Source organism: Streptomyces sp. NPDC048415, assembly GCF_040651675.1.
In the GTDB taxonomy this organism is placed as follows: domain Bacteria; phylum Actinomycetota; class Actinomycetes; order Streptomycetales; family Streptomycetaceae; genus Streptomyces.
In genome coordinates this window covers 1-26,712 of record NZ_JBEZKJ010000055.1, presented here as the reverse complement: position 1 = coordinate 26,712, position 26,712 = coordinate 1, and the positions used below count along the sequence as shown (strand labels likewise).

27 protein-coding genes are annotated in these 26,712 nt (G+C 70.4%); 15 read left to right on the top strand and 12 right to left on the bottom strand.

All coding sequences use genetic code 11. The annotated features are described in order from the left end of the window. Nucleotides 1–173: 173 nt before the first annotated feature. Together AB0D27_RS29425 and AB0D27_RS29420 are read right to left on the bottom strand one after the other, a co-directional pair. A complete protein-coding gene (locus AB0D27_RS29425) occupies nt 174–1,388 on the bottom strand; it encodes a DUF2993 domain-containing protein (RefSeq protein WP_362514947.1) in 1,215 nt (404 codons plus the stop codon). Between the two features lie 70 nt (nt 1,389–1,458). Further along, a complete protein-coding gene (locus AB0D27_RS29420; RefSeq protein ID WP_362514945.1) occupies nt 1,459–3,252 on the bottom strand; it encodes a bifunctional metallophosphatase/5'-nucleotidase in 1,794 nt (597 codons plus the stop codon). A 412-nt stretch (nt 3,253–3,664) separates the two neighbouring features. Here AB0D27_RS29420 and mshD point away from each other — a divergent pair, with 412 nt between their 5' ends. Beyond that, entirely contained in the window at nt 3,665–4,591 is a 927-nt protein-coding gene (gene mshD, locus AB0D27_RS29415) for a mycothiol synthase (protein ID WP_362514944.1), read from the top strand. Nucleotides 4,592–4,905: 314 nt separating this feature from the next. On the opposite strand, the gene AB0D27_RS29410 is transcribed toward mshD, so the two are convergent. The 5 genes from AB0D27_RS29410 to AB0D27_RS29390 all read right to left on the bottom strand — a co-directional run bounded on the left by AB0D27_RS29410 (nt 4,906) and on the right by AB0D27_RS29390 (nt 9,838). Beyond that, a complete protein-coding gene (locus tag AB0D27_RS29410; RefSeq protein WP_362514942.1) occupies nt 4,906–5,763 on the bottom strand; it encodes a hypothetical protein in 858 nt (285 codons plus the stop codon). Beyond that, complete coding sequence (locus tag AB0D27_RS29405; RefSeq protein WP_362514995.1) at nt 5,751–7,271, bottom strand: ABC transporter permease; 1,521 nt, start codon at nt 7,269–7,271, stop codon at nt 5,751–5,753. The genes AB0D27_RS29410 and AB0D27_RS29405 overlap by 13 nt, the downstream gene beginning before the upstream one ends. A 41-nt stretch (nt 7,272–7,312) precedes the next feature. After that, nucleotides 7,313–8,173, bottom strand: coding sequence for an ABC transporter ATP-binding protein (locus AB0D27_RS29400; RefSeq protein WP_362514941.1), 861 nt, complete (start codon nt 8,171–8,173; stop codon nt 7,313–7,315). A gap of 250 nt (nt 8,174–8,423) precedes the next feature. Continuing rightward, nucleotides 8,424–9,299 (bottom strand): zf-HC2 domain-containing protein, encoded by an 876-nt coding sequence (locus AB0D27_RS29395; protein ID WP_362514939.1) that lies wholly within the window; start codon nt 9,297–9,299, stop codon nt 8,424–8,426. After that, nucleotides 9,296–9,838: an RNA polymerase sigma factor gene (locus AB0D27_RS29390; RefSeq protein WP_362514938.1), complete on the bottom strand. Its 543-nt coding sequence runs from the start codon at nt 9,836–9,838 to the stop codon at nt 9,296–9,298. Before AB0D27_RS29390 ends, AB0D27_RS29395 begins: the two co-directional genes overlap by 4 nt. A gap of 159 nt (nt 9,839–9,997) precedes the next feature. On the opposite strand from AB0D27_RS29390, the gene AB0D27_RS29385 reads away from it, so the two are divergent. Genes AB0D27_RS29385 through AB0D27_RS29370 form a run of 4 tightly spaced genes read left to right on the top strand, consistent with a single transcriptional unit; the run spans nt 9,998 to nt 12,634 of the window. Further along, nucleotides 9,998–10,384, top strand: coding sequence for a GntR family transcriptional regulator (locus AB0D27_RS29385; protein WP_362514994.1), 387 nt, complete (start codon nt 9,998–10,000; stop codon nt 10,382–10,384). Continuing rightward, complete coding sequence (locus tag AB0D27_RS29380) at nt 10,381–11,280, top strand: ABC transporter ATP-binding protein (RefSeq protein WP_362514937.1); 900 nt, start codon at nt 10,381–10,383, stop codon at nt 11,278–11,280. The genes AB0D27_RS29385 and AB0D27_RS29380 overlap by 4 nt, the downstream gene beginning before the upstream one ends. Further along, a complete protein-coding gene (locus AB0D27_RS29375; RefSeq protein ID WP_362514935.1) occupies nt 11,277–12,281 on the top strand; it encodes an ABC transporter permease in 1,005 nt (334 codons plus the stop codon). Before AB0D27_RS29380 ends, AB0D27_RS29375 begins: the two co-directional genes overlap by 4 nt. Then, nucleotides 12,278–12,634 carry a hypothetical protein gene (locus tag AB0D27_RS29370; protein WP_362514934.1) on the top strand — a complete coding sequence of 119 codons (357 nt, stop codon included), beginning with the start codon at nt 12,278–12,280 and terminating at the stop codon, nt 12,632–12,634. The genes AB0D27_RS29375 and AB0D27_RS29370 overlap by 4 nt, the downstream gene beginning before the upstream one ends. 126 nt (nt 12,635–12,760) lie before the next feature. Here the strand turns inward: AB0D27_RS29370 and AB0D27_RS29365 are convergent, their stop codons facing one another. Beyond that, nucleotides 12,761–12,883, bottom strand: a complete 123-nt coding sequence (locus tag AB0D27_RS29365; RefSeq protein ID WP_362514932.1) for a hypothetical protein — start codon at nt 12,881–12,883, stop codon at nt 12,761–12,763. Between the two features lie 70 nt (nt 12,884–12,953). On the opposite strand from AB0D27_RS29365, the gene AB0D27_RS29360 reads away from it, so the two are divergent. The 7 genes from AB0D27_RS29360 to pstB all read left to right on the top strand — a co-directional run bounded on the left by AB0D27_RS29360 (nt 12,954) and on the right by pstB (nt 21,065). Then, a complete protein-coding gene (locus AB0D27_RS29360; protein WP_362514931.1) occupies nt 12,954–15,185 on the top strand; it encodes an RNA degradosome polyphosphate kinase in 2,232 nt (743 codons plus the stop codon). After that, nucleotides 15,166–16,245 carry a CHAD domain-containing protein gene (locus AB0D27_RS29355; RefSeq protein ID WP_362514929.1) on the top strand — a complete coding sequence of 360 codons (1,080 nt, stop codon included), beginning with the start codon at nt 15,166–15,168 and terminating at the stop codon, nt 16,243–16,245. Before AB0D27_RS29360 ends, AB0D27_RS29355 begins: the two co-directional genes overlap by 20 nt. Nucleotides 16,246–16,255: 10 nt before the next feature. Beyond that, entirely contained in the window at nt 16,256–16,669 is a 414-nt protein-coding gene (locus AB0D27_RS29350) for an NUDIX hydrolase (protein ID WP_362514927.1), read from the top strand. A 268-nt stretch (nt 16,670–16,937) separates the two neighbouring features. Further along, nucleotides 16,938–18,071, top strand: coding sequence for a phosphate ABC transporter substrate-binding protein PstS (pstS, locus tag AB0D27_RS29345; protein ID WP_362514926.1), 1,134 nt, complete (start codon nt 16,938–16,940; stop codon nt 18,069–18,071). 100 nt (nt 18,072–18,171) lie between these two features. Continuing rightward, the gene (pstC, locus tag AB0D27_RS29340; protein ID WP_362514924.1) at nt 18,172–19,179 is read left to right on the top strand and encodes a phosphate ABC transporter permease subunit PstC; all 1,008 of its coding nucleotides are present in this window, start codon (nt 18,172–18,174) and stop codon (nt 19,177–19,179) included. Then, the gene (gene pstA / locus AB0D27_RS29335; protein ID WP_362514923.1) at nt 19,176–20,240 is read left to right on the top strand and encodes a phosphate ABC transporter permease PstA; all 1,065 of its coding nucleotides are present in this window, start codon (nt 19,176–19,178) and stop codon (nt 20,238–20,240) included. The genes pstC and pstA overlap by 4 nt, the downstream gene beginning before the upstream one ends. 48 nt (nt 20,241–20,288) lie before the next feature. Then, nucleotides 20,289–21,065 carry a phosphate ABC transporter ATP-binding protein PstB gene (gene pstB / locus AB0D27_RS29330; RefSeq protein WP_362514921.1) on the top strand — a complete coding sequence of 259 codons (777 nt, stop codon included), beginning with the start codon at nt 20,289–20,291 and terminating at the stop codon, nt 21,063–21,065. A 267-nt stretch (nt 21,066–21,332) separates the two neighbouring features. Here pstB and AB0D27_RS29325 read toward each other — a convergent pair whose 3' ends face one another. After that, the gene (locus AB0D27_RS29325; RefSeq protein WP_362514920.1) at nt 21,333–22,331 is read right to left on the bottom strand and encodes an inorganic phosphate transporter; all 999 of its coding nucleotides are present in this window, start codon (nt 22,329–22,331) and stop codon (nt 21,333–21,335) included. Between the two features lie 7 nt (nt 22,332–22,338). Further along, on the bottom strand, nt 22,339–22,959 hold the full coding sequence (locus AB0D27_RS29320; RefSeq protein WP_362514919.1) for a DUF47 family protein: 621 nt from the start codon (nt 22,957–22,959) through the stop codon (nt 22,339–22,341). Nucleotides 22,960–23,161: 202 nt separating this feature from the next. Between AB0D27_RS29320 and AB0D27_RS29315 the strand changes: the two genes are divergently transcribed. Further along, nucleotides 23,162–23,524, top strand: a complete 363-nt coding sequence (locus AB0D27_RS29315) for a metal-sensitive transcriptional regulator (RefSeq protein WP_362514917.1) — start codon at nt 23,162–23,164, stop codon at nt 23,522–23,524. Between the two features lie 15 nt (nt 23,525–23,539). Here AB0D27_RS29315 and AB0D27_RS29310 read toward each other — a convergent pair whose 3' ends face one another. Together AB0D27_RS29310 and AB0D27_RS29305 are read right to left on the bottom strand one after the other, a co-directional pair. Then, complete coding sequence (locus tag AB0D27_RS29310; protein WP_362514915.1) at nt 23,540–23,725, bottom strand: hypothetical protein; 186 nt, start codon at nt 23,723–23,725, stop codon at nt 23,540–23,542. A gap of 93 nt (nt 23,726–23,818) precedes the next feature. After that, nucleotides 23,819–24,670, bottom strand: a complete 852-nt coding sequence (locus AB0D27_RS29305; RefSeq protein ID WP_362514913.1) for a hypothetical protein — start codon at nt 24,668–24,670, stop codon at nt 23,819–23,821. A 118-nt stretch (nt 24,671–24,788) separates the two neighbouring features. Here AB0D27_RS29305 and AB0D27_RS29300 point away from each other — a divergent pair, with 118 nt between their 5' ends. Continuing rightward, nucleotides 24,789–24,947 (top strand): hypothetical protein, encoded by a 159-nt coding sequence (locus tag AB0D27_RS29300; protein ID WP_362514911.1) that lies wholly within the window; start codon nt 24,789–24,791, stop codon nt 24,945–24,947. Between the two features lie 141 nt (nt 24,948–25,088). Further along, on the top strand, nt 25,089–26,648 hold the full coding sequence (locus tag AB0D27_RS29295; RefSeq protein WP_362514909.1) for an FAD-binding oxidoreductase: 1,560 nt from the start codon (nt 25,089–25,091) through the stop codon (nt 26,646–26,648). Nucleotides 26,649–26,712 lie beyond the last annotated feature (64 nt).

Below are 26,712 nucleotides of genomic sequence, written 5' to 3'. Positions count from 1 at the left end.
TGGACTCCGGACCCGGAAATCACGAATTCAGCTTAGACCTCGATGAATTACAGCTGAAAGAGATTCTTAGAGCGCCGGTGGAACCGAACCGCTTCTCACACAGAATTTATTACGGGCTTCACTTGGAACTTACCGAGGTAATTCAGAGGTTAATTGGTCTCGCCGGTGCTCTGTCAATGCCCGATGACCAATGCCGCCCCCGTGACCCGCACCCGTATCCCGTCCTTCTCCACCCGCACATCCCGCAGCCGCATGGTCCCGTCCGCCGGATGCGGCAGGCGGAAGCCCAGGGACAGCTGGTCCACGAGGACAGGACGGGTGAGCCGGGAGAGGCCGTCGAGAAGGGCGGGGTCGAGGCCGAGGCGCTCAAGGAGCCGGGGGTGGTCCGCCGCCACGTCGAGGAGGTTCAGGCGCATCGCCTCGCGGACGAAGGACGCCGAACCCGTCAGGGAGGCGAGGCGGGTGTCGTCGCGCAGGGCCGCCCGGACCGCCGAGTCAGGAACGCCGAGGCGGCGCACGATCGACGGGACGGACAGCAGGGCCCGCGCCTTGGCGCTCTCCCGGCCGAGGCGCGCGGCCGAGCGCCGGGTGAGGTGCAGGCCCTCCGAGGCGCGGACGCCGGGGCGGTACGTCGCCAAGTCGCCTATGTCCAGGCGCATTCCGCCGATGCGTGTCGCGATGCCGCGCTCGCCGTCGCGGCGGATCCGGGCGTCGGCCCGCAGCCTCAGGTCGTGCCCGGCGACGGGCAGTGTGCCGCGCGCCCGCACCTGATCTCGGCCGTGCCCCGTGAACGTCACCTGGGACGCGCCGAGTTCACGGTCGAGGTCGTCGAAGGAGAGCAGCACCTCGCCGTGCAGCTCGGGGATACGGGCGCCCCGGATCGCGACGGGGCCGTCGCCGTCGAGCCGGACGTCCGTCGCGGTCGCCGACACCTTCGCCAGCGAGACCCGGTCGGCGGCCACGTCCGGCACGGTCACCTTCACGGAGTCCAGCCGGTGGTCGGCGAGCTGGGTGAGAAAGGGGAAACCACCGATCTCGACCTCGGGCGCGGCGCGCAGGTTCAGCTGGTCCTTGAGCTTGTCCGCCGCCTGGTGCTCGGCGTACAGCAGCGCCCAGCGGTCGGCGAGGGTGAGGAAGGCGGCGAGGACGAGGACGCCGATCAGGGCCTTGGCCGCGCGGGACACCCCGGCGAAGCGCCTGCGGCGACGCCGGGAGCCCCGGCGGTGATTGGGCGGGGCCCAGTCATCAGCGCTCCCGGCACCCTCGGCGTCCGCGTCGTGGAGGAACTCCTCCAGCGGACCGTCATCGAGAGCGCCCAGCTCATCATAGGGATTCGAATAGTTGGGGTTTGAACCAAAATGCGTTGCAATGCGGTGGGGGGTACGCATCGATCCATCCGACCACGCGTACCGCCCCTCCCCGCAACCGCTACCCCCCGTATGCGATCTACTTCACGATCTACTTCACGATCGTGATCCGGTCCGCCGCCGGCACCGGATACGGCGCCGTGGCCGACGAGTTGGCCGTCAGATACGCCTCGAAGGCGGCCAGATCATCCCCGCCGACCAGCGGATTCTTGCCCTTGCCGAGTTCGGCGAAGCCGTCGCCGCCGCCCGCGAGGAAGGAGTTCATCGCGACGCGGTAGGTGGCGGCGGGGTCGATCGCGGTGCCGTTGAGCTTGACGGAGTCGGTGACGACACGCGCGGCGCCCGTCTTGGTCAGGTCCAGCGTGTATGTCAGCCCGGACGACACCTGAAGAATCTTAGGCGCGGCCTCGTTCGAACCACTGACCTGCTGCTGGAGTGCGGTGATGACCTGGGCGCCGGTCAGATCCACCAGGTTCACCGTGTTGGCGAAGGGCTGCACCGTGTACGCCTCCCCGTACGTGACCACGCCGTCACCCTCACCGCCGCTCGCGGTGTAGGTGAGCCCGGCACGGATGCCGCCCGGGTTCATCACGGCGAGGTCGGCCTCGGGGTCCAGGGACTTGGCGTGGGCGAGCTGCGCGTCGGCGATCATGTCGCCGAGCGGGGACTCGGTTCCGGTGTTGCCGATCTCGCCCGCGATATAGCCGATGGGCCGGGAGGCGATCGGCGCGGAGAGGGTCTTCCACTTCGCGATCAGGTCGGTCATGTCCGCGGCCTTGGCCACATCACGGGTGACGACGTGGTTCGCGGACTTCACCGCCGTACGCGCGATGTCGCCGGTCCAGCGGTCGTACGTCAGCGTCGTGTCCGTGTACAGGCGGCCGAAGGACGAGGCCGAGGTGACCATGCGGGGCTTGCCCGCCGGATCGTTGATCGTGCAGGCGTACGCCTGGTGGGTGTGCCCGGTGACGAGGGCGTCCACCGCCGGGGTGACATTCTTGGCGATGTCGACGATCGGCCCGGAGATACCGTCACCGGCACCGGGGCTGTCGCAGTCGTAGTTGTACGCCGTCGACGCGGGCGCCCCGCCCTCGTGGATCAGCGCGACGATCGACTTCACGCCCTGCCTCTGCAGCACCTTGGCGTACTTGTTGATGGTCTCGACCTCGTCGCCGAATTTCAGCCCCTTGACGCCGTCGGCGGAGACGATGTTCGGCGTGCCCTCGAGCGTCACACCGATGAAGCCGACCTTGACGCCGTTCTTCTTCCACACCCAGTAGGGCTTGAGGAGAGGCTTACCGGTCTTCTCATCCGTCACGTTCGCGGCGAGGTACGGAAAGTTGGCGCCGGTGAACTCCTCACTCTCGTCATAACACCCGTCCTTGGGATGACAGCCGCCGTTCTGCAACCGGGCCAGCTCCTTGGCCCCCTCGTCGAACTCGTGGTTGCCGACGCTCGTCACGTCCAGGTCGAGCTTGTTCAGCGCGTCGATCGTCGGCTCGTCGTGGAACAGCCCGGAGATCAACGGGGAGGCGCCGACCATGTCACCGGCGGCGGCGGTGATCGAGTACTTGTTGTTCTTGCGGGCCTCGCGCAGATGCGTGGCGAGGTACTCCACCCCGCCCGCGTCGACGGTCTTCGTGGTGCCGTCCGCCTGCAGCTCCGTCACACGGCCCGAGGACCCGGACGGCGGCTCCAGGTTGCCGTGCAGATCGTTGAAGGACAGCAGCTGTACGTCCTGATAACGCCCGCTGCCCTGGTGGTGCAGCGGCGTCGCCTTGTCCTGACCCGCACTGGCGGGCATCGCTGCGGCCAGCGCACCGACGGTGGCCAGCCCTGCGGCGGCCGCGAGGATGCGATGGGTACGCCGGGGCGTAGGTGGCATGGGTCCCCCCTGGAACCGTGAGAGCGGTGAGAGCCACGAGCCCTGTGCGAGGCCTGTGGCTTTGCACGCACTTTAGAATCAACGCGCGTAGCACAACAGGGCCTTCGGGTTACGGACTGATTGCCATCGCCTCACCGGGCCGGCCCCTGCCCACGCATGGAAGGGTCGGCGCATCGCGCGCCCCCACAGGCCCGCAGCCGCCGACGCACGGAAGGGGCCGTGCCGGTACATCGAATGCCCGCATCCGGACGGATCCAAAGAAGCCAGCACCCTCCAGTCCACAGCCGATCCGTCCGGATGCGGGCGGATGTACCGGTGCGGCCCCGACCCACCCCCGGCGGAAAGCGACCCGTAGGGACCCTCCCCCGCCCAACTCCTTGTCCCGAAATCACCGCGCCGTACCCTCGTATCCATGACCAGCGACGACACCGCACCAACCCCCCTCTCCCGCTCCATCGAGACCTACTCCGCGCTCTCCCCGGCCCAGGCCGAGGACGTACTCCGGCTGCTCGCGGACGCCGCCCGGGCCGACGGTCAACAGGCGGTGTCCGAGCAGGGACGGCTACAGCTCAAGGGCGGGTCCCGCGAGGGCGTACGGCATCTGCTGCTGCACGTCGGCGACGAACTGGTCGGCTACGCACAGTTGGAGGACACCGACCCGGTGGAGGCCCCGGCCGCCGAACTGGTCGTACACCCCGCCTATCGGGGGCGCGGTCACGGACGGGCGCTGGGCTCGGCCCTGCTCGCCGAGTCCGGCAAGCGGCTGCGGGTATGGGCGCACGGCGGCCACTCCGCCGCCCGGCACCTCGCCCAGGTCCTCGGACTCACCCTCTTCCGCGAACTGCGCCAGCTGCGGCGCCCGTTGACCGGCTTCGACCTGCCCGACCCGAAGCTCCCGGACGGCGTGAGCGTCCGCACCTTCGTACCGGGTCAGGACGACACCGCCTGGCTCGCCGTGAACGCCCAGGCCTTCGCCCACCACCCCGAACAGGGCTCCCTCACCCAGCGCGACCTGAACGACCGGATGGCCCAGCCGTGGTTCGACCCGTCCGGCTTCTTCCTCGCCTTCCGCGGAACCGAACTCATCGGCTTCCACTGGACGAAGGTCCACGCCGAAGAGAGGCTCGGCGAGGTGTACGTCCTCGGGGTGCGCCCCGGCTCCCAGGGCGGTGGCCTGGGCAAGACGCTCACCACGATCGGGCTCCGTCACCTCGCCGACCAGGGCCTGCCCACCGCGATGCTGTACGTCGACGCCGACAACAAGGCGGCCGTCACGGTGTATGAACGACTCGGCTTCTTCACCCACGAGACGGACCTGATGTACCGCACGGAGTCCTAGCGTCCCGCGGGTCACGCCGCGGACGCGGGGCTTGGCACGCCCTCCCCCACGCCCGGCTTCGCTCGCGCGGGCGGGCCCTCATCCGCGTTGTCGTCGGTTGCCGACTCCCCCACGCCCGGCTTCGCACGCGCGGGCGGGCCCTCATCCGCGTTGTCGTCGGTTGCCGACTCCCCCACGCCCGACTTCGCACGCGCGGGCAGGCCCTCATCCGCGATGTCGTCGGTTGCCGACCCACGCCCGGCTTCGCTCGCGCGGGGGGACCCCATCGCGTCGACTCCCTCCCCCGCCTTGCAGCTGCACGCACCAAGCCCCGCTCACCTGCGCGCCGACAGGAACCGTTGCTTCCCTGCTCGCGCGGGGGACCCCCATCGCGTCGACTCCCTCCCCCGCCTTGCAACTGCACGCACCAAGCCCCGCTCACCCGCGCGCCGACAGGAACCGTTGCTTCCCTGCGACCTGATCCGCCGGGCAGGCCCTAACCGCTTCTCCGGCGCGGCCGGCGCCGACGTGCGGGCTCCGCGGTGGAGTATGCCCCCACCAGCGCCGCGACGACCAACAGCACCGCCCACCGGACATGGGCGCCGTCCCAGCGCGGGTCGGTCGCCGCCGCGACGAGCGTCCAGCGGTCGGGCAGCAGCAGGGCCGCGGCCAAGCGCGGTGGGCAGCAGTCCGGCCGCCAGCGTGATCCCCGGTTCGGTCACCTGCGTGAGCCGCACGGCCACAGCCGCGGCCGCGAGGGCGAGAAGAGCGGTGGCCGCCGCCTCCAGGCTGACCGCGCCCACCGGGGGCCGCGCCCGCCCCGGTATGAGAAGCAGCGCGGCCGTCCACCACAGCACGGCGAACGGGACGACGAACGCCACCCGCAGGCCGATGCGCACGGGACGCCGGGTCGGCACGACAGCCGTGGTGTGCCGGGCCGGGTCGTCCAGCAGGAACGCCAGGCCAAGTCCGAAGGCGAGCGCGGCGGCCCGCAGCAGGTTGAGGCAGAGCCACGCGTCGGGCGGGGCCGGCAGCAGCCGCGGGATGCCGGCCAGCAGCAATCCCAGCCCGGCGCCCACCGCGAGGGCCCACCAGGGCACCGTGCGCCACACGGGCCGCACCAGCGCGCGGACCACGGCGTACGCCGGCCTCCCGGTCGGCGTAGCGGTGTCGGGCGCGGTCACTGTTCGCACGAGGCGCTCTCCGCTGCCGCTCCCTTGCCCCCGGCCGGAACCCCCAACAGCTGAGCGACCCGCGCCGTGGACGTCTTCGGGGAGGTGAGCTCCGTCCAGTGAGCCTTCACCTTGGCGGTGACGCTGTAGCGCGGCTTCTGAAGCAACTCCCGGACAATCTGGGTCTGTTGCCCGCTCATGGAGAGACTGTCCGTAGGAGCGAGCACGATCGCGGAGCCCTCCACGCTGTCGTCGAGACGGACGTCGCGGAGCGCCTTCATCGGGTCGGGCTGGGTGCTCAGCGCCAGCCACATGGTCGTCACCATCCGGGCGTCGCACATCTCTCCGGCGGACTTCTCGTCACCCGTCACCAGGACCGAGGCGACGCCGACCGCGAACTCGGGGATGCGGTTGCCGCCCCAACGCGTGCCGACGGTCACCGCGCCCGGCGTGGTGGACGGTTCGAGCGCGGCGTCGCCGTCCAGGCCGTAGCGGGCGTCGACCCGCTGTCGTACGGTCAGCCGCGCACCGCCGCCCGCGCCGCCCGCGAGGGACTGGGCGCGGCCGACGACCTCGGCCCAGTCGGCGGTGAGGCCGGTCCACTCGGGGTAGGCGCAGTACGTCGATCTGCCGTGGGCGACGCACGACTGGACCTTCTGCGGGCTGACGGACGCCTTGTCGCGGGCCGCCGTCAGCCCGGCCGAGTCGCCCGGGGACTGCCCGGCCACACCGACGGCCGTCGCGGCGAGAGCGACCGCGGTCACCGCCATGACGATGCGCGTACGGCCGCCGTTTATCAGCACGGCGACGCAGAGCAGCAGGATCACGAGCCCCGTCAGATACAGCGCGTGCCACGCCGCCGGGCGGCCCAGCAGATCGGACGGGAACGGGTCGGCGCCCTCGTCGGAGACGGCCGGCGCGAGCCAGCGCACCCAGTGCGTTCCACGGGTGGACGCGGACACGAGGACGGTGACGACATAGGCGCCGATCACGAAGGGCGGCGCGATGAAGCCGCGCGGGATCAGCCGCGCGAGCAGGACGCCGAGGACACCGGACAGAAGGATCACCAGCGGGCCCACGGCCAGTTCGGCGAGCGAACCGTGGCCGACGGCGCCCGGCTTCAGCGCCGACCAGCCGAACTGGAAGGCGACCACGAGCGCGGTGACCCCGGCGAACGGCACGACGGACAGCGCGTGCGCCACCGTGCGCCGCCAGGGCTCCATGACCAGCACGTCGAAGTGGCGGTCGGTGGACTGTCGGCGTGAGCGCATCACGGCACGGTTGACGCAGACCAGCAGGGCGATGCCGAGGAGCATGGGGGCGCTCTGGGTGGCCCGGTCGACGTTCTGCAGGACCGGGTAGTCGTCCATGCCTTCCCCGCCGGAGAAGAGGGTCCAGCCGGTGTAGCCGACGTACAGGGTGAGGAAGACGAACACCGGGATCTGCATGAGCAGTTCGCGTGCCTCGAAGCGGGCGAGGGCGAGGACCGCCGCCGTCCTGGACACCCTGACCTCGGCGGGCGGCTCCACCCCCGTGGGGGCCGCCTCCAGGAGCGTGCTCGCGGTGGGGATCACGCCGCCACCTCCGCGGGCTCGCCGTCCAGGGTGAGCAAGTAGCCGTCCTCCAGGGTCGGTTCGAGGAGTTCGGCGGCTTCGGGCGGGTCGCCGACATTGCGGAAGGTGCCCGTGCCCGTACGCCATCCGGCTCTCGCGCCGGGGTCCCGCTCCGTACTGCTCCACACCCGGCCGGCCGCTCGCGCGGTCAGCTCGGCGGGGGTGCCCTCGAAGCGGACGCGGCCGCGGGCCATGACGATCACGCGGTGGCAGAGCATCGCGACGTCCTCGGTCTGGTGGGTGGACAGCAGCACCGTCCGGCCTTCGCCCGCCTGGGCGATCAACTCGCGGAAACGCATGCGCTGTTCGGGGTCGAGGCCGACGGTCGGCTCGTCGAGAACGAGGAAGCCGGGGTCGCCGACGAGCGCGGCGGCCAGCGCGACCCGCTGACGCATGCCGCCCGACAGCTTCCTGATGCGCTTGCCCCGTACGTCGGACAGATCAACGGCTTCCAGGACGCGCCGCACCTCCCGGTGCCGGGCTGTCCGGTCCGTCAGTTCCTTGAGGATCGCCACGTAGTCGACGAACTCGAAGGCCGAGAAATCCTGGTGGAAGCCGGGTGTCTGCGGCAGATAGCCGAGTGCGCGCCGCACGTCCAGGCGGCCGGCCGTCGTACTCGGGTCGTGCCCGAGGACGGTGAAGGCGCCCCGGTCGGCGGGCACCGCGGTGGCGAGCACCCGCAGCAAGGTGGTCTTGCCCGCGCCGTTGGGCCCGAGCAGCCCGGTGACTCCCTGGCCGAGCCGCACGGAGACGTCGTCGAGCGCGACGGTCCCGCCGAAACGGAGGGTCAGGCCGGAGGCGGAGACGGTGGGGATCATACGAGCGGCACTCCTGTCGGAGGGACGGTCAGGGGCGGCGGTCATCCGGCGCTCCTGTCGGAAGGTCGGTCAGGGGCGGCGGTCATAGAGCACGCCTTGTTGGAAGGCCGGGCGGGCGCGGCGGTCGTACAGCACGCCCTGTCGGGAGGCCGGGCGGGCGCGGCGGTCATACAGCACGCCCTGTCGGAAGGCCGGGCCGGCGCGGCGGTCATACAGCACGCCCTGCCGGAAGGCCGGGCCGGCGCAGCGGTCATCCGGCGCCTCCCTCGGAGAAGTCGGTGAAGGGGAGGCGGGACGCGTCGAACCGGTCCCGTACGAGATAGAGCAGGCCAGTGGCGAGGGCCGCTACCGCCGCGGCGACGCCCTGGCCCGCCGCAGTGAACGGGGCGAGCGTCCCGTGGCCCTCGGCCGTCGCCTGCGCCGCGACCAGCAGCGCGACCCAGGCGCCGCCCACCAGGGAGGGCGCGAGGACGGGCCCCAGCCGGGGGGTCAGTGCGAGCCCGGTCCCGGTGAGGGCGAGCGCGGGCAGCAGCCAGGCCAGCGCGCGCAGACCGTAGGAGGGCAGGGCGAGGGTCGCGAGGCCGTTCAGACCCAGACCGACGGTCAGCACCGCGACCGTACGGATCATCAGCAGCCGGAAGCCGTGGGTCGGTGAGACGACCGCCATCTCATAGGTGGGATCGAGCGCGGGCCCGTACGACAGCGCGACCCCGGCGAGCGGGAGCAGCGGTGCGAGGGCCAGGAACAAGCTGGGCGAGGTCGCGACCCGCATGGAGTAGGCCGCCACCACGGTCATCATCAGGACGGCGACGACCGCGCCCAGCCAGGAGGCGCGCAGCACGGGGGTGGCCGCGAGCAGCCGCGCCGTGTGATCGGCGACGCCGATCCGCACCAGCAGCGACTCGACGAGGCCCGGTCGCGGGACGTCCAGCTCGGCGTCGAGCCGCTCCCATCCCGCGTCCAGCGCGAGCGGATCGCTCACCGCGGCCAGCGCCTCCCGGCAGCGCGCGCACGCGGCGAGGTGGGTGTCGGCGGACCACAGCATCGGTGGGGCCAACTCCCCTTGCGCATACGCCCGGAGGTCCTCCTGCGGCACATGCCACGTCGTACGACTGTCACCGCTCATGCCAACGCCTCCCGCAGCTGCTTGCGCGCACGCAGTGCCCGCGTCTTGACCGTGCCCGGCGGAATGCCGAGCAGGACGGCCGCTTCCCGGGTGCTGAGCCCGTCGATCACCGTGGCCTGCAGGACCGCCCGGAGTTCGGGCGAGAGCCTGGTCAGCGCGCCCGCGAGGTCGCCGTGCTCGACCCCGGCGAGGACCCGCTCCTCCGCGGAGGCCTCGTCGCGGTGTCGCAGGCGGGCCAGCGCCTGCCGCATGCGGCCGCGCGCCCCGTCGCCGCGCAGCGCGTCGACCAGCCGGCGCGAGCCGATGCGCCACAGCCAGCCGGCCGCGTCGCCCTCCTCGCGGTAGCGAGCCGTGCCGCGCCATACGGCGAGGAACGTCTCCTGGACGACGTCGTCGACCACCCCGGCGTCCGCGCACCGGCCGCGCAGCCGGGCGGTCAGCCACGGCGCATACCGCCGGTACAGCTCCTCGAAGGCGCGACGGTCCCCGTCCGCCGCGATGGCCCGCAGCAGCTCCCCGTCGCTTCTCGTTTCCCTCACACACCCTCATCGGACGAGCCCGGCCGATCGGTTCACACATCGGCCCACGAATCTCAAAGCCCCACACATCGCGGACGCCCGCCGCGAATCTCTCTTGACTCCGGCCACCATCTTGCACCACCCTTTCACTACTCAATTAGTGAAAGGGTGATTGTCCGAGTGGTCGAGTACCGCATCGACCGGCGCAGCGGTGTCGCCACCTACGTCCAGATCGTCCAGCAGACCAAACAGGCTCTGCGCCTGGGCCTGCTGGAGCCGGGCGACAAGCTCCCCACGGCCCGCGAGGTGGTGGAGGCCACCGCGATCAATCCGAACACCGTCCTGAAGGCCTACCGGGAGCTGGAGCGCGAGGGCCTGGTCGAGGCCCGGCGCGGCCTCGGCACCTTCGTGAAGCGCTCGCTGGGCGCCACCCCTGCCGACTCGCCGCTCCGTGCCGAGCTGGACGCCTGGGCGGCCAGGGCCCGCGAGGCCGGGCTCGACCACGACGACGTGGCGGCACTCTTCACCGCCGTACTCGATGAACAGTTCAAGGGAGACCAGGAATGACCGACACCGCCATCGAGGCGGCCGCGCTGGGCAAGCGGTTCGGGCGGCGAGGGGGCTGGGCGCTGCGCGACTGTTCCTTCCGGCTGCCCACCGGACGGGTCTGCGCGGTCGTCGGCCCGAACGGCGCGGGCAAGTCGACCCTGCTGGCCCACGCGGCCGGACTGCTCGCCCCCACCGAGGGCTCTCTCACCGTGCTCGGCACCGACCCGGCGACCGCCCGCGAGCGCGTCGCGTACGTCGCCCAGGACAAGCCCCTGTATCCGCAGCTCACGGTCGCCGCCACACTGCGCCTGGGCCAGGATCTCAACCCGGCCCGCTGGGACGCCTCGGTCGCCGAGCGGGTCACCTACGAGGCCGGCGGCCTGGACCCGAAGGCGAGGATCCGCTCCCTCTCCGGCGGCCAGCGCACCCGCGTCGCACTCGCCCTCGCGCTCGGCAAACGGGCCGAACTCCTGCTCCTGGACGAACCGATGGCCGACCTGGACCCGCTCGCCCGGCACGAGCTGATGGGCGTGCTGATGGCCGAGGCCGCCCAGTACGGCACGACGGTCGTGATGTCCTCGCACGTCGTCGCCGAACTGGAGGGCTGCTGCGACTACCTGCTGCTGATCGGCGGCGGCCGGGTGCGCCTCGCCGGCGACCTGGACGACGTGCTGGCCGCGCACACCCTGACCACCGGCCCTGTCCGCGATCTCGCCCCGCACACGGTGGTCGAATCCCGCACGACGGGGCGCCAGTTGACCGCCCTGATACGCCCGCGGGGCCCGCTGCCCACAGGCGCCCGCGCCACCGCGCCCTCGCTGGAGGAACTGCTCCTGGCACACCTGCGCAACCCCGAAGCGCCCGCGCTGATCCTCGACCCCGCCCGCACCCTGGCCCAGGAGCCCGCCGTATGACCGCCCTCACCGCCACCGGCCGCCGGGCGGCGCCCGCCCCGTTCGCCACGGCGCGCACGATCCTGCGGCTGCACCGCCCCGCACTGTTCCTCTGGACAGGAGTGGTCCTCGCCGCCCTGGTCCTCATGGTGTGGGGCTACGGATGGCTCGCGCAGCCGGCGGCCGCCGCGTACCAGCGCCTCAAGGCGTGCGACTACTCCTGCTCGTACGACCAGGACGCGTACCTCGCCTACAAGGACGTCCTGCACTACGCCTCGTACGTCGTGACCTTCCTGCCCCTGCTCGTCGCCGCGTGGGCCGGCGCCACGCTGACCGGCCGCGAGCTGGAGACCGGCACGGCGCAGCTCGCCTGGACCCAGTCGCTGAGTCCCGCCCGCTGGCTCGCCGCCACCCTGGTCGTCCCGGCCACCCTCCTCACGGCGGGCACCTCCCTCCTGGTGCTGCTGCACCACCTGCTGTGGGCCGAGGGCCGCCGCGCCGACGTCCTGGGCTGGAACGACATCCTGGTCTTCCAGGCCAACGGCCCGACCACCGTCGCCCTGACCCTCTTCGGGCTGGCCGCGGGCGTCCTCACAGGCCTGCTGCTGCGCCGCTCGCTGCCCGCGCTGGCCGCCACCGTCGCGCTCACCGCGGCCGTGGGCTTCGGGCTCAGCTGGTTTCGCGGGTACTTCTGGCCGACCGTCACGGTGACCACCTCCCTCGAGGACGGCCCGTGGTTCGGCGGCCCCGTCGTCTCCTACGGCGCGGTCACCTCCAGCGGTGCCCACGTGCCGGTCCCCGACTGCGCCGAGTACTGGACCGCCACCAAGGACTGTCGCGCCACGCTCGACGAACAGCACATCGTGCGCTTCTACAGCGACATGCACCCCTACTCCCACTACTGGCCTCTCCAGCTCACGGCTACCGCCCTCACCCTCGCCGTCACGGCCGTGGTGGTCCTCGTCGCCTTCCGGGTGCTCGAGCGCCGGACCGGCACCGTCGTGAAGGGAGGCGCCGTATGAGCGCACCCGCCGTCCAGGGCCTGCCCTGGAGTGTCCTGCGCCTGCACCGCACGGCCCCGCTGCTCTGGGGCGCCGCACTGCTCGCCACCGTGGGCCTCGTCGGCGACTGGTACAGCTCGGGCACCTTCGTCTCCACCAGGCCGGCCGCCGTTGCCCACGTCCTCGCCGGGCTCGCCCTCGGCGCGCTCGCGGGCCTGGTCATCGGGAAGGCCCTGCCCGCGGCGGGCGTGGCCTTCGTCGCGATGCTGGCCCTCTACGACGTCCTCGACCAGTACCGGCCGAGCCTGCGGCCCGCGGACACGGTCACCGGACGGGCCGCGCTGAACCAGCTGCTGCGCCGCCGTACCCCCTGATCGGTAGGCATCCCGCGGGGGTGGGTGCGTACACGGCTCCCGGACGTGGCCGACGTCCGGGAGCCGCCCCTCGGTGTCCCGCACGTCATGTCGCCGTAACCATCGATTCAGGTGACCTTGCGACGCTCAAGCAATGAAGCCCGCCGTGCCCGAGCCGTCGCCTCCGCCGGACCAGGAGCCGTCGTCGGAGAACGAGTCCTCGCCGACTACGGCGAGGACGCCCACCCGCGCCGCTCGGAACGGGAACATCCGCCTCGCGGCGCTGCCCCCCGCCCTCTCCGACGCGCCGGTCCCGCTCCCGGCGCGGAAGAATGGCTCCATGAACCAGCCCAGCGCCCAGGCACCGGTCCAGCACCCGCAGCCCTCCGTCGGCTCCCTGACCGCCCACCGCCCGCACACGGTGGCGGCGAACGTCTCCGACCTCGAGCCCGACCTCGATGCCGATCTCGACGCGTACGAGGACACGGTGCAGGACGGCGTCACCCTGCCGCAGGGCCGGTTCCTGGACCGGGAACGCAGCTGGCTGGCGTTCAACGAGCGGGTCCTCGAACTCGCCGAGGACCCGGACACCCCGCTCCTGGAGCGCGCCAACTTCCTGGCGATCTTCGCCAGCAACCTGGACGAGTTCTTCATGGTCCGGGTGGCGGGTCTGAAGCGCCGTATCGCGACCGGCGTGGCCACCAAGTCCGCGTCCGGGCTGCAGCCCCGCGAGGTCCTGGAGATGATCTGGGCCCGCTCGCGCGAGCTCATGGCCCGGCACGCGGCCTGCTACCAGGAGGACGTCGCCCCCGCGCTCGCGGAGGAGGGCGTCCACCTGGTCCGCTGGAGCGAGCTGACGGAGAAGGAGCAGGCCCGCCTCTTCACGCTGTTCCGGCACCAGATCTTCCCGGTGCTGACCCCGCTGGCGGTCGACCCCGCGCACCCCTTCCCGTACATCTCGGGTCTCTCGCTCAACCTGGCCGTCGTGGTCCGCAACCCCGTCTCCGGCCACCGGCACTTCGCGCGCGTCAAGGTCCCGCCGCTGCTCTCCCGCTTCCTGGAGGCCTCGCCGAACCGTTACGTCCCCATCGAGGATGTGATCGCGGCCCACCTGGAGGAGCTGTTCCCGGGTATGGAGGTGTTGGAGCACCACACCTTCCGTCTCACCCGGAACGAGGACCTGGAAGTCGAGGAGGACGACGCCGAGAACCTGCTCCAGGCGCTGGAGAAGGAGCTCATGCGGCGCCGCTTCGGGCCGCCGGTGCGCCTGGAGGTCGAGGAGTCCATCGACCGGTACGTACTCGACCTGCTGGTACGGGAGTTGAAGATCTCCGAGGCCGAGGTGTACCCGCTGCCGGGTCCCCTGGACCTCACGGGCCTCTTCGGCATAGGCGGCCTGGACCGGCCCGAGCTGAAGTACCCCAAGTTCATCGCGGGCACCCACCGCGATCTCGCGGAGGTCGAGTCGGCGTCCGCGCCCGACATCTTCGCCGCCCTGAGTGAGCGCGACGTCCTGCTGCACCACCCGTACGACTCCTTCTCCACCTCCGTGCAGGCGTTCCTGGAGCAGGCCGCGTCCGACCCGGATGTGCTCGCCATCAAGCAGACGCTGTACCGCACGTCGGGCGACTCGCCCATCGTGGACGCGCTGATAGACGCCGCCGAGTCGGGCAAGCAGGTCCTCGTCCTCGTCGAGATCAAGGCCCGCTTCGACGAGCAGGCCAACATCAAGTGGGCCAGGAAGCTCGAGGAATCCGGCTGCCATGTGGTGTACGGGCTGGTCGGCCTGAAGACGCACTGCAAGCTGTCGCTCGTCGTACGGCAGGAGGGCGACACCCTGCGCCGCTACTCCCACGTCGGCACGGGCAACTACCACCCGAAGACCGCCCGCCTGTACGAGGACCTGGGGCTGCTCACCGCCGATCCGCAGGTCGGCGCGGACCTCTCCGACCTCTTCAACCGGCTGTCGGGCTACTCGCGCCGGGAGACCTACCGCCGGCTCCTGGTCGCCCCCAAGTCCCTGCGCGACGGCCTGATCTCGCGGATCAACAAGGAAGTCCAGCACCACAACGCCGGACGCCCCGCCCATGTCCGCATCAAGGTCAACTCGATGGTGGACGAGGCGATCATCGACGCGCTGTACCGCGCCTCGCAGGCCGGGGTGCCCGTCGACGTGTGGGTGCGCGGGATCTGCGCGGTCCGCCCCGGCGTCACGGGCCTGTCCGAAAACATCCGGGTCCGCTCCGTCCTCGGCCGCTTCCTCGAGCACTCCCGCGTCTTCGGCTTCGGAAACGGCGGCGAACCCGAGGTGTGGATCGGCAGCGCCGACATGATGCACCGCAACCTCGACCGGCGGATCGAGGCCCTCGTCAGGGTCACCGACCCCGCTCACCGGGCAGCCCTCAACCGGCTCCTCGAGACCGGCATGTCCGACACCACCGCCTCCTGGCACCTCGGCCCCGACGGCGAGTGGACCCGGCACGCGACCGACGCGGACGGCCAGCCCCTGCGGAACGTCCAGGAGATGCTCATAGACGCCCGGAGGCGCCGGCGTGGCACAGCAGCACCTTGATCCCCCCACCGACCCCACAGCCGGGCCGGTCTGCGGTGACGCCCTCGCGGGCTATCTGCGGACCCAGGCAACGGAGTTCCTCCGTGCGCTGCGCCAGCACCGGGAGACCGGTGGCGACGGGGGTCCCCCCGTCCGGACGAAGCCGCGAGCGGTGGAGAACGGCTCCCAGGAGTCCGTCGACGCGGCCCGGGCCCTGCGCCGCTCGGCCCGCCGCATCAGCGGCAGCCTCCACACCTTCCGTCCCCTGCTGGACGCGGACTGGTCGGAGAGCATGCGCCCGGAACTGGCCTGGCTGTCGGGCACGCTGGCCAGGGAACACGCGTACGGAGGGCGGTTGGAGCGGCTGCTGGGGGCGCTGAACCGGCTCTCGGGGTCAGCCGCCTTCCCCGCACAGGGGCAGTCAGCGGAACCGGCCGGCTCACGTACTCAACCGTCCGGCAACCTGACCGTGGGCGCCGCGAAAGCGGGCGCCCTCCTGGACCGCCAGCTCACCCTCGCCCGTACAAGGGCTCACTCGGCAGCTCTCCAGGCGCTGGGTTCCTCCCGCTTCCACGCCGTCGCCGACAGCGTCGCCGTCCTCGCCAGCGAGGTCCCGCTCACCCCGGCGGCGAGCGCGATCGACCTGCGCCCACTGGCCGCCGCCGCGCAGGACCGGCTCACCGACGCCGTCACCGCGCTGCCGCTGGTCACCGCGGGTCACCCCTACAACGCGGAGGCCCTCGTGCACGGCCTCTCCGCCGACACCGCGCCCCATCCGCAGGACGCCCCCTGGCACCAGGTCCGCCTGCTGCTCCGGCTGCACCGCTACGCCCGCGAGGTGCTCTACGTCGGGGACGACCCCGTCGACGTACGACTCCTCGGCGCGGGCCAGGCCCTCAACCGGCACCGGGACGCGTCGGAGGCGGCGTCGGCCGCGGCGTCCGCGGCGCGCACCCCGCGTATCGCGCCGGCCACCGCGTACGCGCTCGGTGTGCTCCACGCCGACCAGCGGCACGAGGTCGAGGCGGCACGGTTCGCGTTCCACCAGGCCTGGCAGAAGGAAGCCGTACGCACCCCGTGAGGGAGGCCCCATGGCCGACGACACCATCCACGCGGCGGGCTGCGTCCTGTGGCGCCGTTCGCCGGTCGGCGGCGAGCTGGAGATCTGTCTCGTCCATCGGCCGAAGTACGACGACTGGTCGCACCCGAAGGGCAAGCTGAAACGCGGCGAGGACCCCCTTGCCGGGGCGATCCGCGAGGTCGCGGAGGAGACGGGGTACGTCGCTGTCCCGGGCGCCGCTCTCCCCACCCTCCGCTATCTCGTCGGCGGCCGGCTCAAGGAGGTCCGTTACTGGGCGGCCGAGGCGACGGACGGCGTTTTCCGGCCGAACCGCGAGGTGGACCGCATAATGTGGCTTTCCCCCACAAACGCCCGCCGCTGCCTGACTCATCCACCGGACCGCACCCTGGTGAACGCCTTGCTGAGCACCTTGCACACGGCCTGAGACCGGCACCCCGTCAAGGGCGCGGCGAACCGCGCAACCAGTCACAAATAATGGAATGTCCCCGTGTCCTCGACGTAAGCGTTCCGTTACCTCACCGCACCGCCCTCAGGGGTTCACCCCCCGTTCACTTACGCCCTTCGGCGCCTTCACCTGTTCTGCCTACTTTCGGCCTTACCCGGTGCGGAGCGCCTCTTGGATGTGGCTTCCGCGTTACACCGACCCTCGCACGCCGCCACCAGACGGCGGCTCCTGGAAGGAACTCCCGAAAGTGAAGCTTCAGCGCACGAACCGGCTTCGCGCCCTCTCGCTCGGTGCTGTCGCCGTCTCCGGCGCCCTGGCCCTCACGGCGTGCGGCTCGGACGACACCGGCAAGAGCAACGGTGGCGGCAGCTCGGCCACGGCCAGCAACAACAGCGCCATCAAGTGCGACAACGCCAAGGGGCAGCTGCAGGCCTCCGGCTCTTCCGCTCAGAAGAACGCGATCGACGCCTGGGTGAAGCAGTTCACCGCGGCCTGCAAGAACGTGCAGATCAACTACAACCCGACGGGTTCGGGTGCCGGTGTCACCGCGTTCACGCAGGGCCAGACCGCGTTCGCCGGTTCGGACTCCCCGCTGAAGCCCGAAGAGGTCACCGCCGCCAAGAAGGCGTGCGGCGGCAACGCGGCCATCGACCTGCCCATGGTCGGCGGCCCCATCGCGATCGGCTACAACCTGCCGGGCGTGGACAACCTCACCCTGGACGCCTCCACTCTCGCCAAGATCTTCAACGGCAAGATCACGAAGTGGAACGACGCGGCGATCGCGAAGCTGAACCCGAGCGCCAAGCTCCCCAGCACCAAGATCCAGACGTTCCACCGCTCGGACGACTCCGGCACCACGGACAACTTCACCAAGTACCTGAAGGCCGTCGCCCCGTCCGACTGGACCTACTCCGGCGGCAAGGCCTGGCAGGCCAAGGGCGGCCAGTCCGCCCAGGGCTCCTCCGGCCTCGCCCAGCAGGTGAAGCAGACCGCGGGCGCGATCTCGTACTTCGAGCTCTCGTACGCCGCCGACGGCATCAGCACCGTCGACCTCAAGACGGGCGCCGCCACCCCGGTCAAGGCCAGCGTCGAGAACGCCACCAAGGCCATCTCGACCGCCAAGGTCGCCGGCACCGGCAGCGACCTGTCGCTGTCCCTGAACTACAAGCCGACCGAGGAGGGCGCCTACCCGCTCACCCTGGTCACCTACGAGATCGTGTGCGAGAAGGGCAACAAGGCCGACACCCTGGCCGCCACCAAGTCCTTCCTCACCTACATCGCGAGCGAGGACGGTCAGAAGCTGCTGACCGACGCCAAGTACGCGCCGATCCCCGCCGAGATCATCTCCAAGGTCCGCACGACTGTCTCGAACCTGAGCTGACCTGAGTGTGCGGCCCGCCTCACCGAGGCGGGCCGCACCGTCCGGTGCACCGCCGCCTGGAGCCGCCACCCCTTACGGCTCCGCAGACCGGAGAATCCTGATGGACATATCGACACAGAACACTGAAGCGCCTCCCCCCACCCCCCAGCCTTCCGTGGCCGAGCAGAAGCGCGCCGGTCGCGGCGCCACCCGCCCCGGAGACCGGATCTTCCTCGGTCTCTCGCGCGGCTCCGGCATCTTCCTGCTGGTGATCATGGCCTCCATCGCGGCCTTCCTCACCTATCGCGCCGCCAACGCGATCAGCAAGGACCACGGCAACTTCCTCACCACGTTCGAGTGGAACACCAACCTCGAACCGGCCTCCTTCGGCATCGCGGTCCTGGCCTTCGGCACGGTGGTCTCCGCGGTCATCGCCATGGCCCTCGCGGTCCCGGTCGCCGTCGGCATCGCCCTGTTCATCACGCACTACGCGCCGCGCAAGCTCGGCGGCCCCATCGCGTTCGTGATCGACCTGCTCGCCGCCGTCCCGTCCATCGTGTACGGCCTCTGGGGCGCCCTCGTCCTCGTACCGCACATGAACGGCCTCTTCGGCTGGCTCGACCACTACCTCGGCTGGACCGGCATCTTCGAGTGGCAGGGCGGCGCGCCCCGCTCGATGCTCACCGTCGGCATCCTGCTCGCGATCATGATTCTGCCGATCATCACCAACGTGAGCCGTGAGGTCTTCCGGCAGGTCCCGCAGATGCACGAGGAGGCCGCGCTGGCCCTCGGCGCCACGCGCTGGGAGGTCATCCGCATGTCGGTGCTGCCCTTCGGGCGCTCCGGCGTGATCTCCGCCTCGATGCTGGGCCTCGGCCGCGCGCTCGGCGAGACGATGGCCGTCGCCACGGTCCTCTCCCCGACCTTCGAGATCCACGCCAGCCTGCTCGACCCGGGCGGCGGCACCTTCGCGCAGAACATCGCGAGCAAGTTCAGCGAGGCCACCCCGCTCGGCCAGGACGCGCTGATCGCCTCCGGTCTCGTTCTGTTCGTCATCACTTTGCTGGTCAACGGTGCGGCGCGGATGATCATCAACAGCCGCAAGGAGTACTCGGGGGCCAACGCATGAGCACCGCACCCGTCACCGACAAGCGCCCCAGCTCGCTGCGCGGCGCCAGCCTCCCGAAGTGGTCCCCGTGGGCGATCGCCGCGGGCGCCGTCGCCGTCGCCGTGGGCATCGGCCTGGGCGCGGGCCTCGACAGCAAGGTCCAGTGGGGCCTGATCGCCGCGATCCTCTTCGTCCTCGGTACGTACGGCATCGCCGCGCGCGTCGAGGGCCGCCGTCAGGCCAAGGACCGCGTCGCGACCAGTCTCGTCTGGGTCTGCTTCCTGGTCGCCGTCGTCCCGCTGGCCTCCCTGATCTGGGAGACCGTCAAGCGCGGTACGAAGGTCTTCGACGTCTACTTCCTGACCCACTCCATGGGTGTGGTCGCCGACACCGAGACCGGTGGCGGCATCTACCACGCGATCATCGGCACCCTGGAGCAGGTCGGCATCGCCGCCCTGATCGCCGTGCCGGTCGGCGTGCTCACCGCGATCTACCTGGTCGAGTACGGGCGCGGCAAGCTCGCCAAGGCCGTCACCTTCTTCGTCGACGTCATGACGGGCATCCCGTCGATCGTCGCCGGTCTGTTCGTCCTCAGCTTCTGGATCCTGATCCTGGACATGGGCTACTCCGGCTTCGCCGGCTCGCTCGCCCTGTCGATCCTGATGATGCCCGTGGTGGTCCGTTCCACGGAGGAGATGCTCAAGCTCGTACCGAACGAGCTGCGTGAGGCCTCCCTCGCGCTGGGCGTCCCGAAGTGGCGCACCATCATCAAGGTGGTTCTGCCGACCTCCATCGGTGGTATCACCACGGGTGTGATGCTCGCGGTCGCGCGCATCACCGGTGAGACCGCTCCTGTGCTGCTGTTGGTGTGGGGCACCAACTTCATCAACACCAACCCGTTCTCGGACCCGCAGGCCTCGCTGCCGCTGTACATCTACCAGCAGTACGCGAACAGCGCCGGTTCCGGCGCGGCCTACGACCGGGCCTGGGCGGCGGCACTCGCCCTCATCGCCTTCGTCATGATCCTCAACCTGGCGGCGCGCGGCATCGCGCGCTGGAAGGCCCCCAAGACGGGCCGCTGACGCGGCCAATCAGCGACCTGAAACTTTGCGAAAGAAGCAGTGATTGACATGGCCAAGCGAATCGACGTAAGCGGTCTCACCGCCTACTACAGCGCCCACAAGGCGATCGAAGACATCTCGATGACGGTCGAGCCCCGCTCGGTGACGGCCTTCATCGGCCCCTCCGGCTGCGGCAAGTCGACCTTCCTGCGCACCCTGAACCGGATGCACGAGGTGACCCCCGGCGGCCGCGTCGAGGGCAAGGTGCTCCTGGACGACGAGGACCTGTACGGGCAGGGCATAGACCCCGTCGCGGTGCGCCGCACGATCGGCATGGTCTTCCAGCGCCCCAACCCCTTCCCCACGATGTCCATCTTCGACAACGTGGCGGCGGGCCTGCGCCTGAACGGTTCGTACAAGAAGTCCGAGCTGAACGACGTCGTCGAGAAGTCCCTCAAGGGCGCGAACCTCTGGAACGAGGTCAAGGACCGCCTGAACAAGCCCGGCTCGGGCCTGTCCGGCGGTCAGCAGCAGCGGCTGTGCATCGCGCGGGCGATCGCGGTGGAGCCCCAGGTCCTGCTGATGGACGAGCCCTGCTCGGCCCTGGACCCGATCTCCACGCTCGCCATCGAGGACCTGATCGGTGAGCTCAAGGAGCGCTTCACGATCGTCATCGTGACGCACAACATGCAGCAGGCGGCCCGCGTCTCCGACCGCACGGCGTTCTTCAACCTGTCGGCGGTCGGGCAGCCCGGCCGGCTCATCGAGATCGACGACACGGAGCGCATCTTCTCCAACCCGTCGGTCCAGGCCACGGAGGACTACATCTCCGGCCGCTTCGGCTGAGCGGACCGCCTCCCCCAAACCCCTCGCGGTGCTGCATGGCGGTGCCACCGCGAGGACGAGAAGGGCCCGCCCCTGGCTCCCGGGGGCGGGCCCGCTCATTTCTATTTCAGCCGCTACGGCGTTGCATTTCAGCCCTACGCCGTTGTATTTCAGCCCCTCCGGCGTTTGAGGAGCGGGGGTGTGGGGGCGGAGCCCCCCAAGGAGGGACGGGCAAGGGCGGAGGGGGCGAAACCGCCTGACCCGCACCCAGCCACCCGCACCCCGCCCCTACAGGAACGCCAGATCCACGACCCAGAAGCTGGCGGCGGCGACGATCGCGGCGGCCGGCATCGTGATGAACCAGCCCAGGACGATGTTCTTGGCGACACCCCACCGCACGGCGTTCACCCGCTTCGTCGCGCCGACGCCCATGATGGCGGAGGTGATGACATGCGTCGTGGAGATCGGCGCCTTGAAGAGGAACGCCGTGGCGAACATGATCGACGCCCCCGTCGTCTCGGCGGCGAACCCCTGCGGCGGATCAAGCTCGATGATCTTCCGTCCGAGCGTCCGCATGATGCGCCAGCCACCCGCGTACGTCCCCAGCGACAGCATCACGGCACAGATGATCTTCACCCACACCGGGATCGGATCGTCGGCCCCCTGGACGTCGCCGATGACGAGCGCCATCACCACGATGCCCATCGTCTTCTGCGCGTCCTGAAGACCGTGCCCGAGCGCCATCCCGGCCGCCGACACCGTCTGCGCGATACGGAACCCCCGCTTGGCCTTGTGCGGATTGGACCTGCGGAACAGCCACATGATCGCGCACATCACCAGATAGCCGACGATCAGACCGACGACCGGCGACAGGAACATCGGGATGACGATCTTGTCGAGAACGCCGGTCCAGATGACATCCGTACCGCCCGCGAGCGCCGCCCCCACCATGCCGCCGAACAGCGCGTGCGAAGAGGAGGACGGAAGCCCGAAGTACCAGGTGACGAGGTTCCAGACGATCGCCCCGATGAGCGCAGCGAAGAGAATCCCCATCCCCTTGCCGCCCGCGGGTGTCTGAATGATCCCCTTGCTGACGGTCTGCGCGACCCCGCTGCCGAGGAAGGCACCGGCGAGGTTCATCACCGCGGCCATGGCAAGCGCGGCCCGCGGGGTCAGCGCCCGCGTGGACACCGACGTGGCGATGGCGTTCGCCGAGTCGTGAAAGCCGTTGGTGTACGTGAATCCGAGCGCGACCAGGATGGTCACGACCAGCGCGAAGGTGTCCATGAAGAAGTCAGGACTCCTTGACGGCGATGGTCTCCACCGTGTTCGCCACATGCTCGAACGCGTCGGCCGCTTCCTCCAGCACATCCACGATCTGCTTGAGCTTCAGCACGTCCATGGCGTCGTACTTGCCGTTGAAGAGCTGGGCGAGCAGCTTGCGGTGGATCTGGTCGGCCTGGTTCTCCAGGCGGTTGACCTCGATCCAGTACTCGGTGAGGTTGTCCATGGTCCGCAGGTTCGGCATGGCCTCCGCGGTCAGCTCGGCCGCGCGCGCCAGCACCTCGATCTGCTGCTCCACACCCTTGGGCAGCTCCTCGACCTGATACAGCACGACCAGGTCGACGGCCTCCTCCATGAAGTCCATGATGTCGTCGAGGGATGAGGCCAGGTTATAGATGTCCTCGCGGTCGAACGGCGTGATGAAGGAGGAGTTCAGCTGGTGGAAGATCGCGTGCGTCGCATCGTCACCGGCGTGTTCCGCGGCCCGCATACGCTCTGCGATCTCGGCCCGGGCGGAGGCGTCCGCCCCGAGCAGTTCCATCAGGAGTTTCGAGCCCGTGACGATGTTGTCCGCGGAGGCGGAGAACATGTCGTAGAAGCTCGTCTCCCTGGGGGTCAGACGAAAGCGCACTTGGGGTCCTCGGGGTGCTTCGGTCAGGTCAGGCTGATGCTAGGCGCATCATCCGGCCACGGCTAATGGGCCGTCCCCCAGTGTCGCCCATCGAGCACAGTGATCAGCACGGGGTCCGGTCCCGGCATCGAGCAAGGGCCGTATACCCAGCAAAGTTCGATACCATATACCCACCAGGGGTATGAGATAGCGGGAGGACGCCATGACGACCACCGAGGCCGGCGCGACGACGCCTTCCGAAGCCGGAGATGCCCAGGAAATCGTGACGGACCACGACCGCGGTGTCCACGGCTATCACAAGCAGAAGGACGAGCACCTCAAGCGCCTGCGCCGTATCGAGGGCCAGATCCGGGGTCTGCAGCGAATGGTCGACGAGGACGTCTACTGCATCGACATACTCACCCAGGTGTCCGCGTCCACGAAGGCCCTGCAGTCCTTCGCCCTCCAGCTCCTCGAGGAGCACCTGCGCCACTGCGTCGCGGACGCGGCCCTCAAGGGCGGCGACGAGATCGACGCCAAGGTGGAGGAAGCGACAAAGGCGATCGGCCGACTGCTCCGTACGTGACCCCGGCCCGGCTGCCTACTGCTCCCCACCCCGGTCACGGGAACGCTCTTCGGCCACTCTCAGCACCTCGTCGATGCTCTCAAGACTGAGCCGGTCCTCAAGGGCGGCCGAGGCCGCGATGATCAGGTCACCGCACAGCTCGATCTCGGCGAGGGCCACGTGGTCCTGAACTGCCGTACCGCCGACCGGAGCCACGTACATCACCTCTTCCTGCCGTCACCGACTCCTAGAGTAGGGAGCGGCCTACACACCGCGCATGGCACGGAAGGGCCATTTCCAGCCTCTCCCGGGAAGCTACTGCTCCGCGATCTTCCCGGCGTAGATGTCACCGCGCGCCGGAAGCCGTACGTCGGCGGGGGCCCCGAAGTCGTACAGCAAGGTCGTCGAGGCGACCGCGACGGTGCCCTTCCGCAGCCCGTTGACAAAACTGAACCGGTGGCGGACCTTGCGCAGCCGCCCCTGGTCGTCGAGGTAGGCGTCGAACGGCACTTCGGCGGTGGCGAACCCTTTCGCCGCCGCCCTCAGCGCCGACCGCTGCCCCTTCGACGCACTGCTCGCCGCGATGTCCAGATCGGCGGTCCCGCGATAGTGCCGCACCGGAGTCCCGGCGACTTCCGTCCTGCCCACGTACGTCGCCGTCCGCGCCCCGCGCAGCAACTCCGCCGCCGCGTACGGGTCGGTGGCGCCGCCCGTCACCAGGTTTCCGTCGGAGAGGCCTGCCGTGTCGACGCGGACCCACTTGTCGTCGGGCACGCCGGCGCCGCGGTTCTTCATGAACAGGGCGCCCGGGGTGAGGAGTTCGGTGATCGGCCGGTGCTCGTCCGTACCGGCCGGGTCCTCCGGCAGCAGCACCTTGAACTGCCCGGTCTGCTTCCTGAAGTCGTACACGCCCTGCCCCCGGATGGTGACCCGCGTTCCTCCGGTGGCCATCTCCATGGACGTACGGGCCTTCGCGCTGCCCGCGTGCGCCAACGTGGCGGCGGCGTGGTGCAGCACCTCGACGGAATCGGACCTGGCGCGGGCGTCCTCGGCGGCGGCCCCGCCGCCGGAGCACCCCGTGGCACAGGTACAGGCCAGCAGCCCCGCCGCCACGGCCAAGACGACGAGCCGGCCGCTCCTTCTTTGCCCTTCCTCCTGCGCCACCATCGCCTGCCGACCCCCAGCCGGTCCGTCCGGGCCCTCCCTGTCGTTCCGGTTAACGACGAGTAGGGGCGCCCGTCACGCGGCGGCATCCCGTTCACTTGCCTTGGGTAACGTTGTCGGCGTGGCGCACCAGGACGAGACCGGCTCCTCCCCGCAACATCGCACGACGACGGTCGAACAGGGCCGCTTCTGCGTGGCCCGCTGCACCTGCGGCTGGAGGGGCCCGGCCCGCCGAGCCCGCAGCCTGGCCCGCGCGGACGCGGAGGGCCACGGGGGGTAATCCACGGCGGAATGGGTTCTTTCACGCCTCCGCCCGCGCACCTCTGTGACTCTCGTCGCTGTAGCAGTTCTGTGGCTTTCGCGCATGGAACCCTTGGGCCCGGGTGTCCGTCTCGTTCCACGGAACCCAGGGGAGGCGCACATGCAACGGCGTATGTTCATCGGCGGAGTCACCGCCGCACTCGCGGCGGCGACGTCCGCGTGCAACGGCAGCGACAGCGGGGGCACCAAGGCCTCCGCCGCCACCGAGACGACGGGCACGCCGATACGCACGGCGACCACCAGCGTCCGCGCCGCGGCGAACTGGGCGGCCCTGTCCAGGCAGCTGGACGGCGCTCTCGTCCGCCCCGGCGACCACACCTGGCCGGCCGCCCACCAGCTCTACAACACCCGCTTCGACAGCCTGAAGCCCGCCGCCGTCGCGTACGTCGCCCACGCGGACGACATCCGCACCACGATGGAGTACGCCCGCGCCCACGGCGTCAAGGTGTCGATCCGCAACGGCGGCCACTCCTACGCCGGTTGGTCCTCCGGGGACGGCCGTCTGGTCATCGACGTCTCCAAGCTGAACAAGATCCGGGCGAGCGCCAACGAGGCGGTCGTGGGCGCCGGTTCCAAGCTGATCGACGTCTACCGCGCGCTGGCCGCGAAGGGCGTCACCATACCCGCCGGTTCCTGCCCCACCGTGGGCGTCTCCGGGCTGACTCTCGGCGGCGGCCACGGGGTGGTGTCACGGGCGTACGGCCTGACGTGCGACAGCCTGACCCAGGCGACCCTGATCACGGCGGACGGTAGACAACTCACCGCGAACGCCACCGAGAACAAGGACCTGTTCTGGGCGCTGCGCGGCGCCGGCAACGGCAACTTCGGCGTCGTCACCGAACTGCGCTTCAGGACCCATCCGGCGCCGCAGGCCGTCTCCGCGTACATGAGCTGGCCCTGGGCCAAGGCCGCCGCCGTGATGAAGGCCTGGCAGGAGTGGGGCCCGGACCAGCCCGACGAGATCTGGTCCTCGTGCCACCTCGCGAACGCGGCGGGCGGCACTCCCACCGTCTCCGTCGCCGCCTTCTCCCTCGGCACGTACGGCGAACTCCAGAACGCCGTGGACCGCCTGGCCGACCGGATCGGCTCCCCCGCGCGCAGCGTCTCCCTCAAGAAGCGCTCGTACGAGGAGTCGATGGAGGTCTACGCGGGCTGCTCGTCCTTCTCGACGGACGCCCAATGCCACCTTCCGGGCTCGACGCCGGGCCGCAGTGCGCAGGGCGCACTCGGCCGTGAGACCTACGCGGCCCGCTCGGACTTCTTCGACCGCTCGATATCGGCGGCGGGCATCCAGACACTCCTGAACCAGATATCAGCGGTCCGGGGCGGCGCGGGAAGCATCGCGCTCACGGCGCTGGGCGGCGCGGTCAACCGCGTGGCCCCCACCTCCACGGCCTTCGTGCACCGGCGTTCCCGGATGCTCGCCCAGTACATCGCCTCCTGGCAGGCGGGCACGTCCGGCACCACCGCCCAGTCCTGGCTGACCACCGCCCACAACGCCATGTCCCGCCACGCCTCGGGCGCCGCGTACCAGAACTACACCGACCCCACCCTCACCAACTGGCGCAAGGCCTACTACGGCGACGCCGCCACCCGCCTCACGGCCCTCAAGCACCAGTACGACCCGAACCGCTTCTTCACGTACCCCCAGGCGCTGTGATCGAGCCCGTCCGGCGTTTGAGGACGAGCGCGAAGCGCGACAAGGGGGGTCTGGGGGGCAGAGC

What these genes read in the sequence shown, in the direction of transcription:
- AB0D27_RS29425 (WP_362514947.1), bottom strand. Translation starts at nt 1,388, where the DNA reads ATGCGTACCCCCCACCGCATTGCAACGCATTTTGGTTCAAACCCCAAC.
- AB0D27_RS29420 (WP_362514945.1), bottom strand. Translation starts at nt 3,252, where the DNA reads ATGCCACCTACGCCCCGGCGTACCCATCGCATCCTCGCGGCCGCCGCA.
- mshD (WP_362514944.1), top strand. Translation starts at nt 3,665, where the DNA reads ATGACCAGCGACGACACCGCACCAACCCCCCTCTCCCGCTCCATCGAG.
- AB0D27_RS29400 (WP_362514941.1), bottom strand. Translation starts at nt 8,173, where the DNA reads ATGATCCCCACCGTCTCCGCCTCCGGCCTGACCCTCCGTTTCGGCGGG.
- AB0D27_RS29395 (WP_362514939.1), bottom strand. Translation starts at nt 9,299, where the DNA reads ATGAGCGGTGACAGTCGTACGACGTGGCATGTGCCGCAGGAGGACCTC.
- AB0D27_RS29380 (WP_362514937.1), top strand. Translation starts at nt 10,381, where the DNA reads ATGACCGACACCGCCATCGAGGCGGCCGCGCTGGGCAAGCGGTTCGGG.
- AB0D27_RS29375 (WP_362514935.1), top strand. Translation starts at nt 11,277, where the DNA reads ATGACCGCCCTCACCGCCACCGGCCGCCGGGCGGCGCCCGCCCCGTTC.
- AB0D27_RS29370 (WP_362514934.1), top strand. Translation starts at nt 12,278, where the DNA reads ATGAGCGCACCCGCCGTCCAGGGCCTGCCCTGGAGTGTCCTGCGCCTG.
- AB0D27_RS29365 (WP_362514932.1), bottom strand. Translation starts at nt 12,883, where the DNA reads ATGTTCCCGTTCCGAGCGGCGCGGGTGGGCGTCCTCGCCGTAGTCGGC.
- AB0D27_RS29360 (WP_362514931.1), top strand. Translation starts at nt 12,954, where the DNA reads ATGAACCAGCCCAGCGCCCAGGCACCGGTCCAGCACCCGCAGCCCTCC.
- AB0D27_RS29350 (WP_362514927.1), top strand. Translation starts at nt 16,256, where the DNA reads ATGGCCGACGACACCATCCACGCGGCGGGCTGCGTCCTGTGGCGCCGT.
- pstC (WP_362514924.1), top strand. Translation starts at nt 18,172, where the DNA reads ATGGACATATCGACACAGAACACTGAAGCGCCTCCCCCCACCCCCCAG.
- pstA (WP_362514923.1), top strand. Translation starts at nt 19,176, where the DNA reads ATGAGCACCGCACCCGTCACCGACAAGCGCCCCAGCTCGCTGCGCGGC.
- pstB (WP_362514921.1), top strand. Translation starts at nt 20,289, where the DNA reads ATGGCCAAGCGAATCGACGTAAGCGGTCTCACCGCCTACTACAGCGCC.
- AB0D27_RS29325 (WP_362514920.1), bottom strand. Translation starts at nt 22,331, where the DNA reads ATGGACACCTTCGCGCTGGTCGTGACCATCCTGGTCGCGCTCGGATTC.
- AB0D27_RS29315 (WP_362514917.1), top strand. Translation starts at nt 23,162, where the DNA reads ATGACGACCACCGAGGCCGGCGCGACGACGCCTTCCGAAGCCGGAGAT.
- AB0D27_RS29310 (WP_362514915.1), bottom strand. Translation starts at nt 23,725, where the DNA reads ATGTACGTGGCTCCGGTCGGCGGTACGGCAGTTCAGGACCACGTGGCC.
- AB0D27_RS29305 (WP_362514913.1), bottom strand. Translation starts at nt 24,670, where the DNA reads ATGGTGGCGCAGGAGGAAGGGCAAAGAAGGAGCGGCCGGCTCGTCGTC.
- AB0D27_RS29295 (WP_362514909.1), top strand. Translation starts at nt 25,089, where the DNA reads ATGCAACGGCGTATGTTCATCGGCGGAGTCACCGCCGCACTCGCGGCG.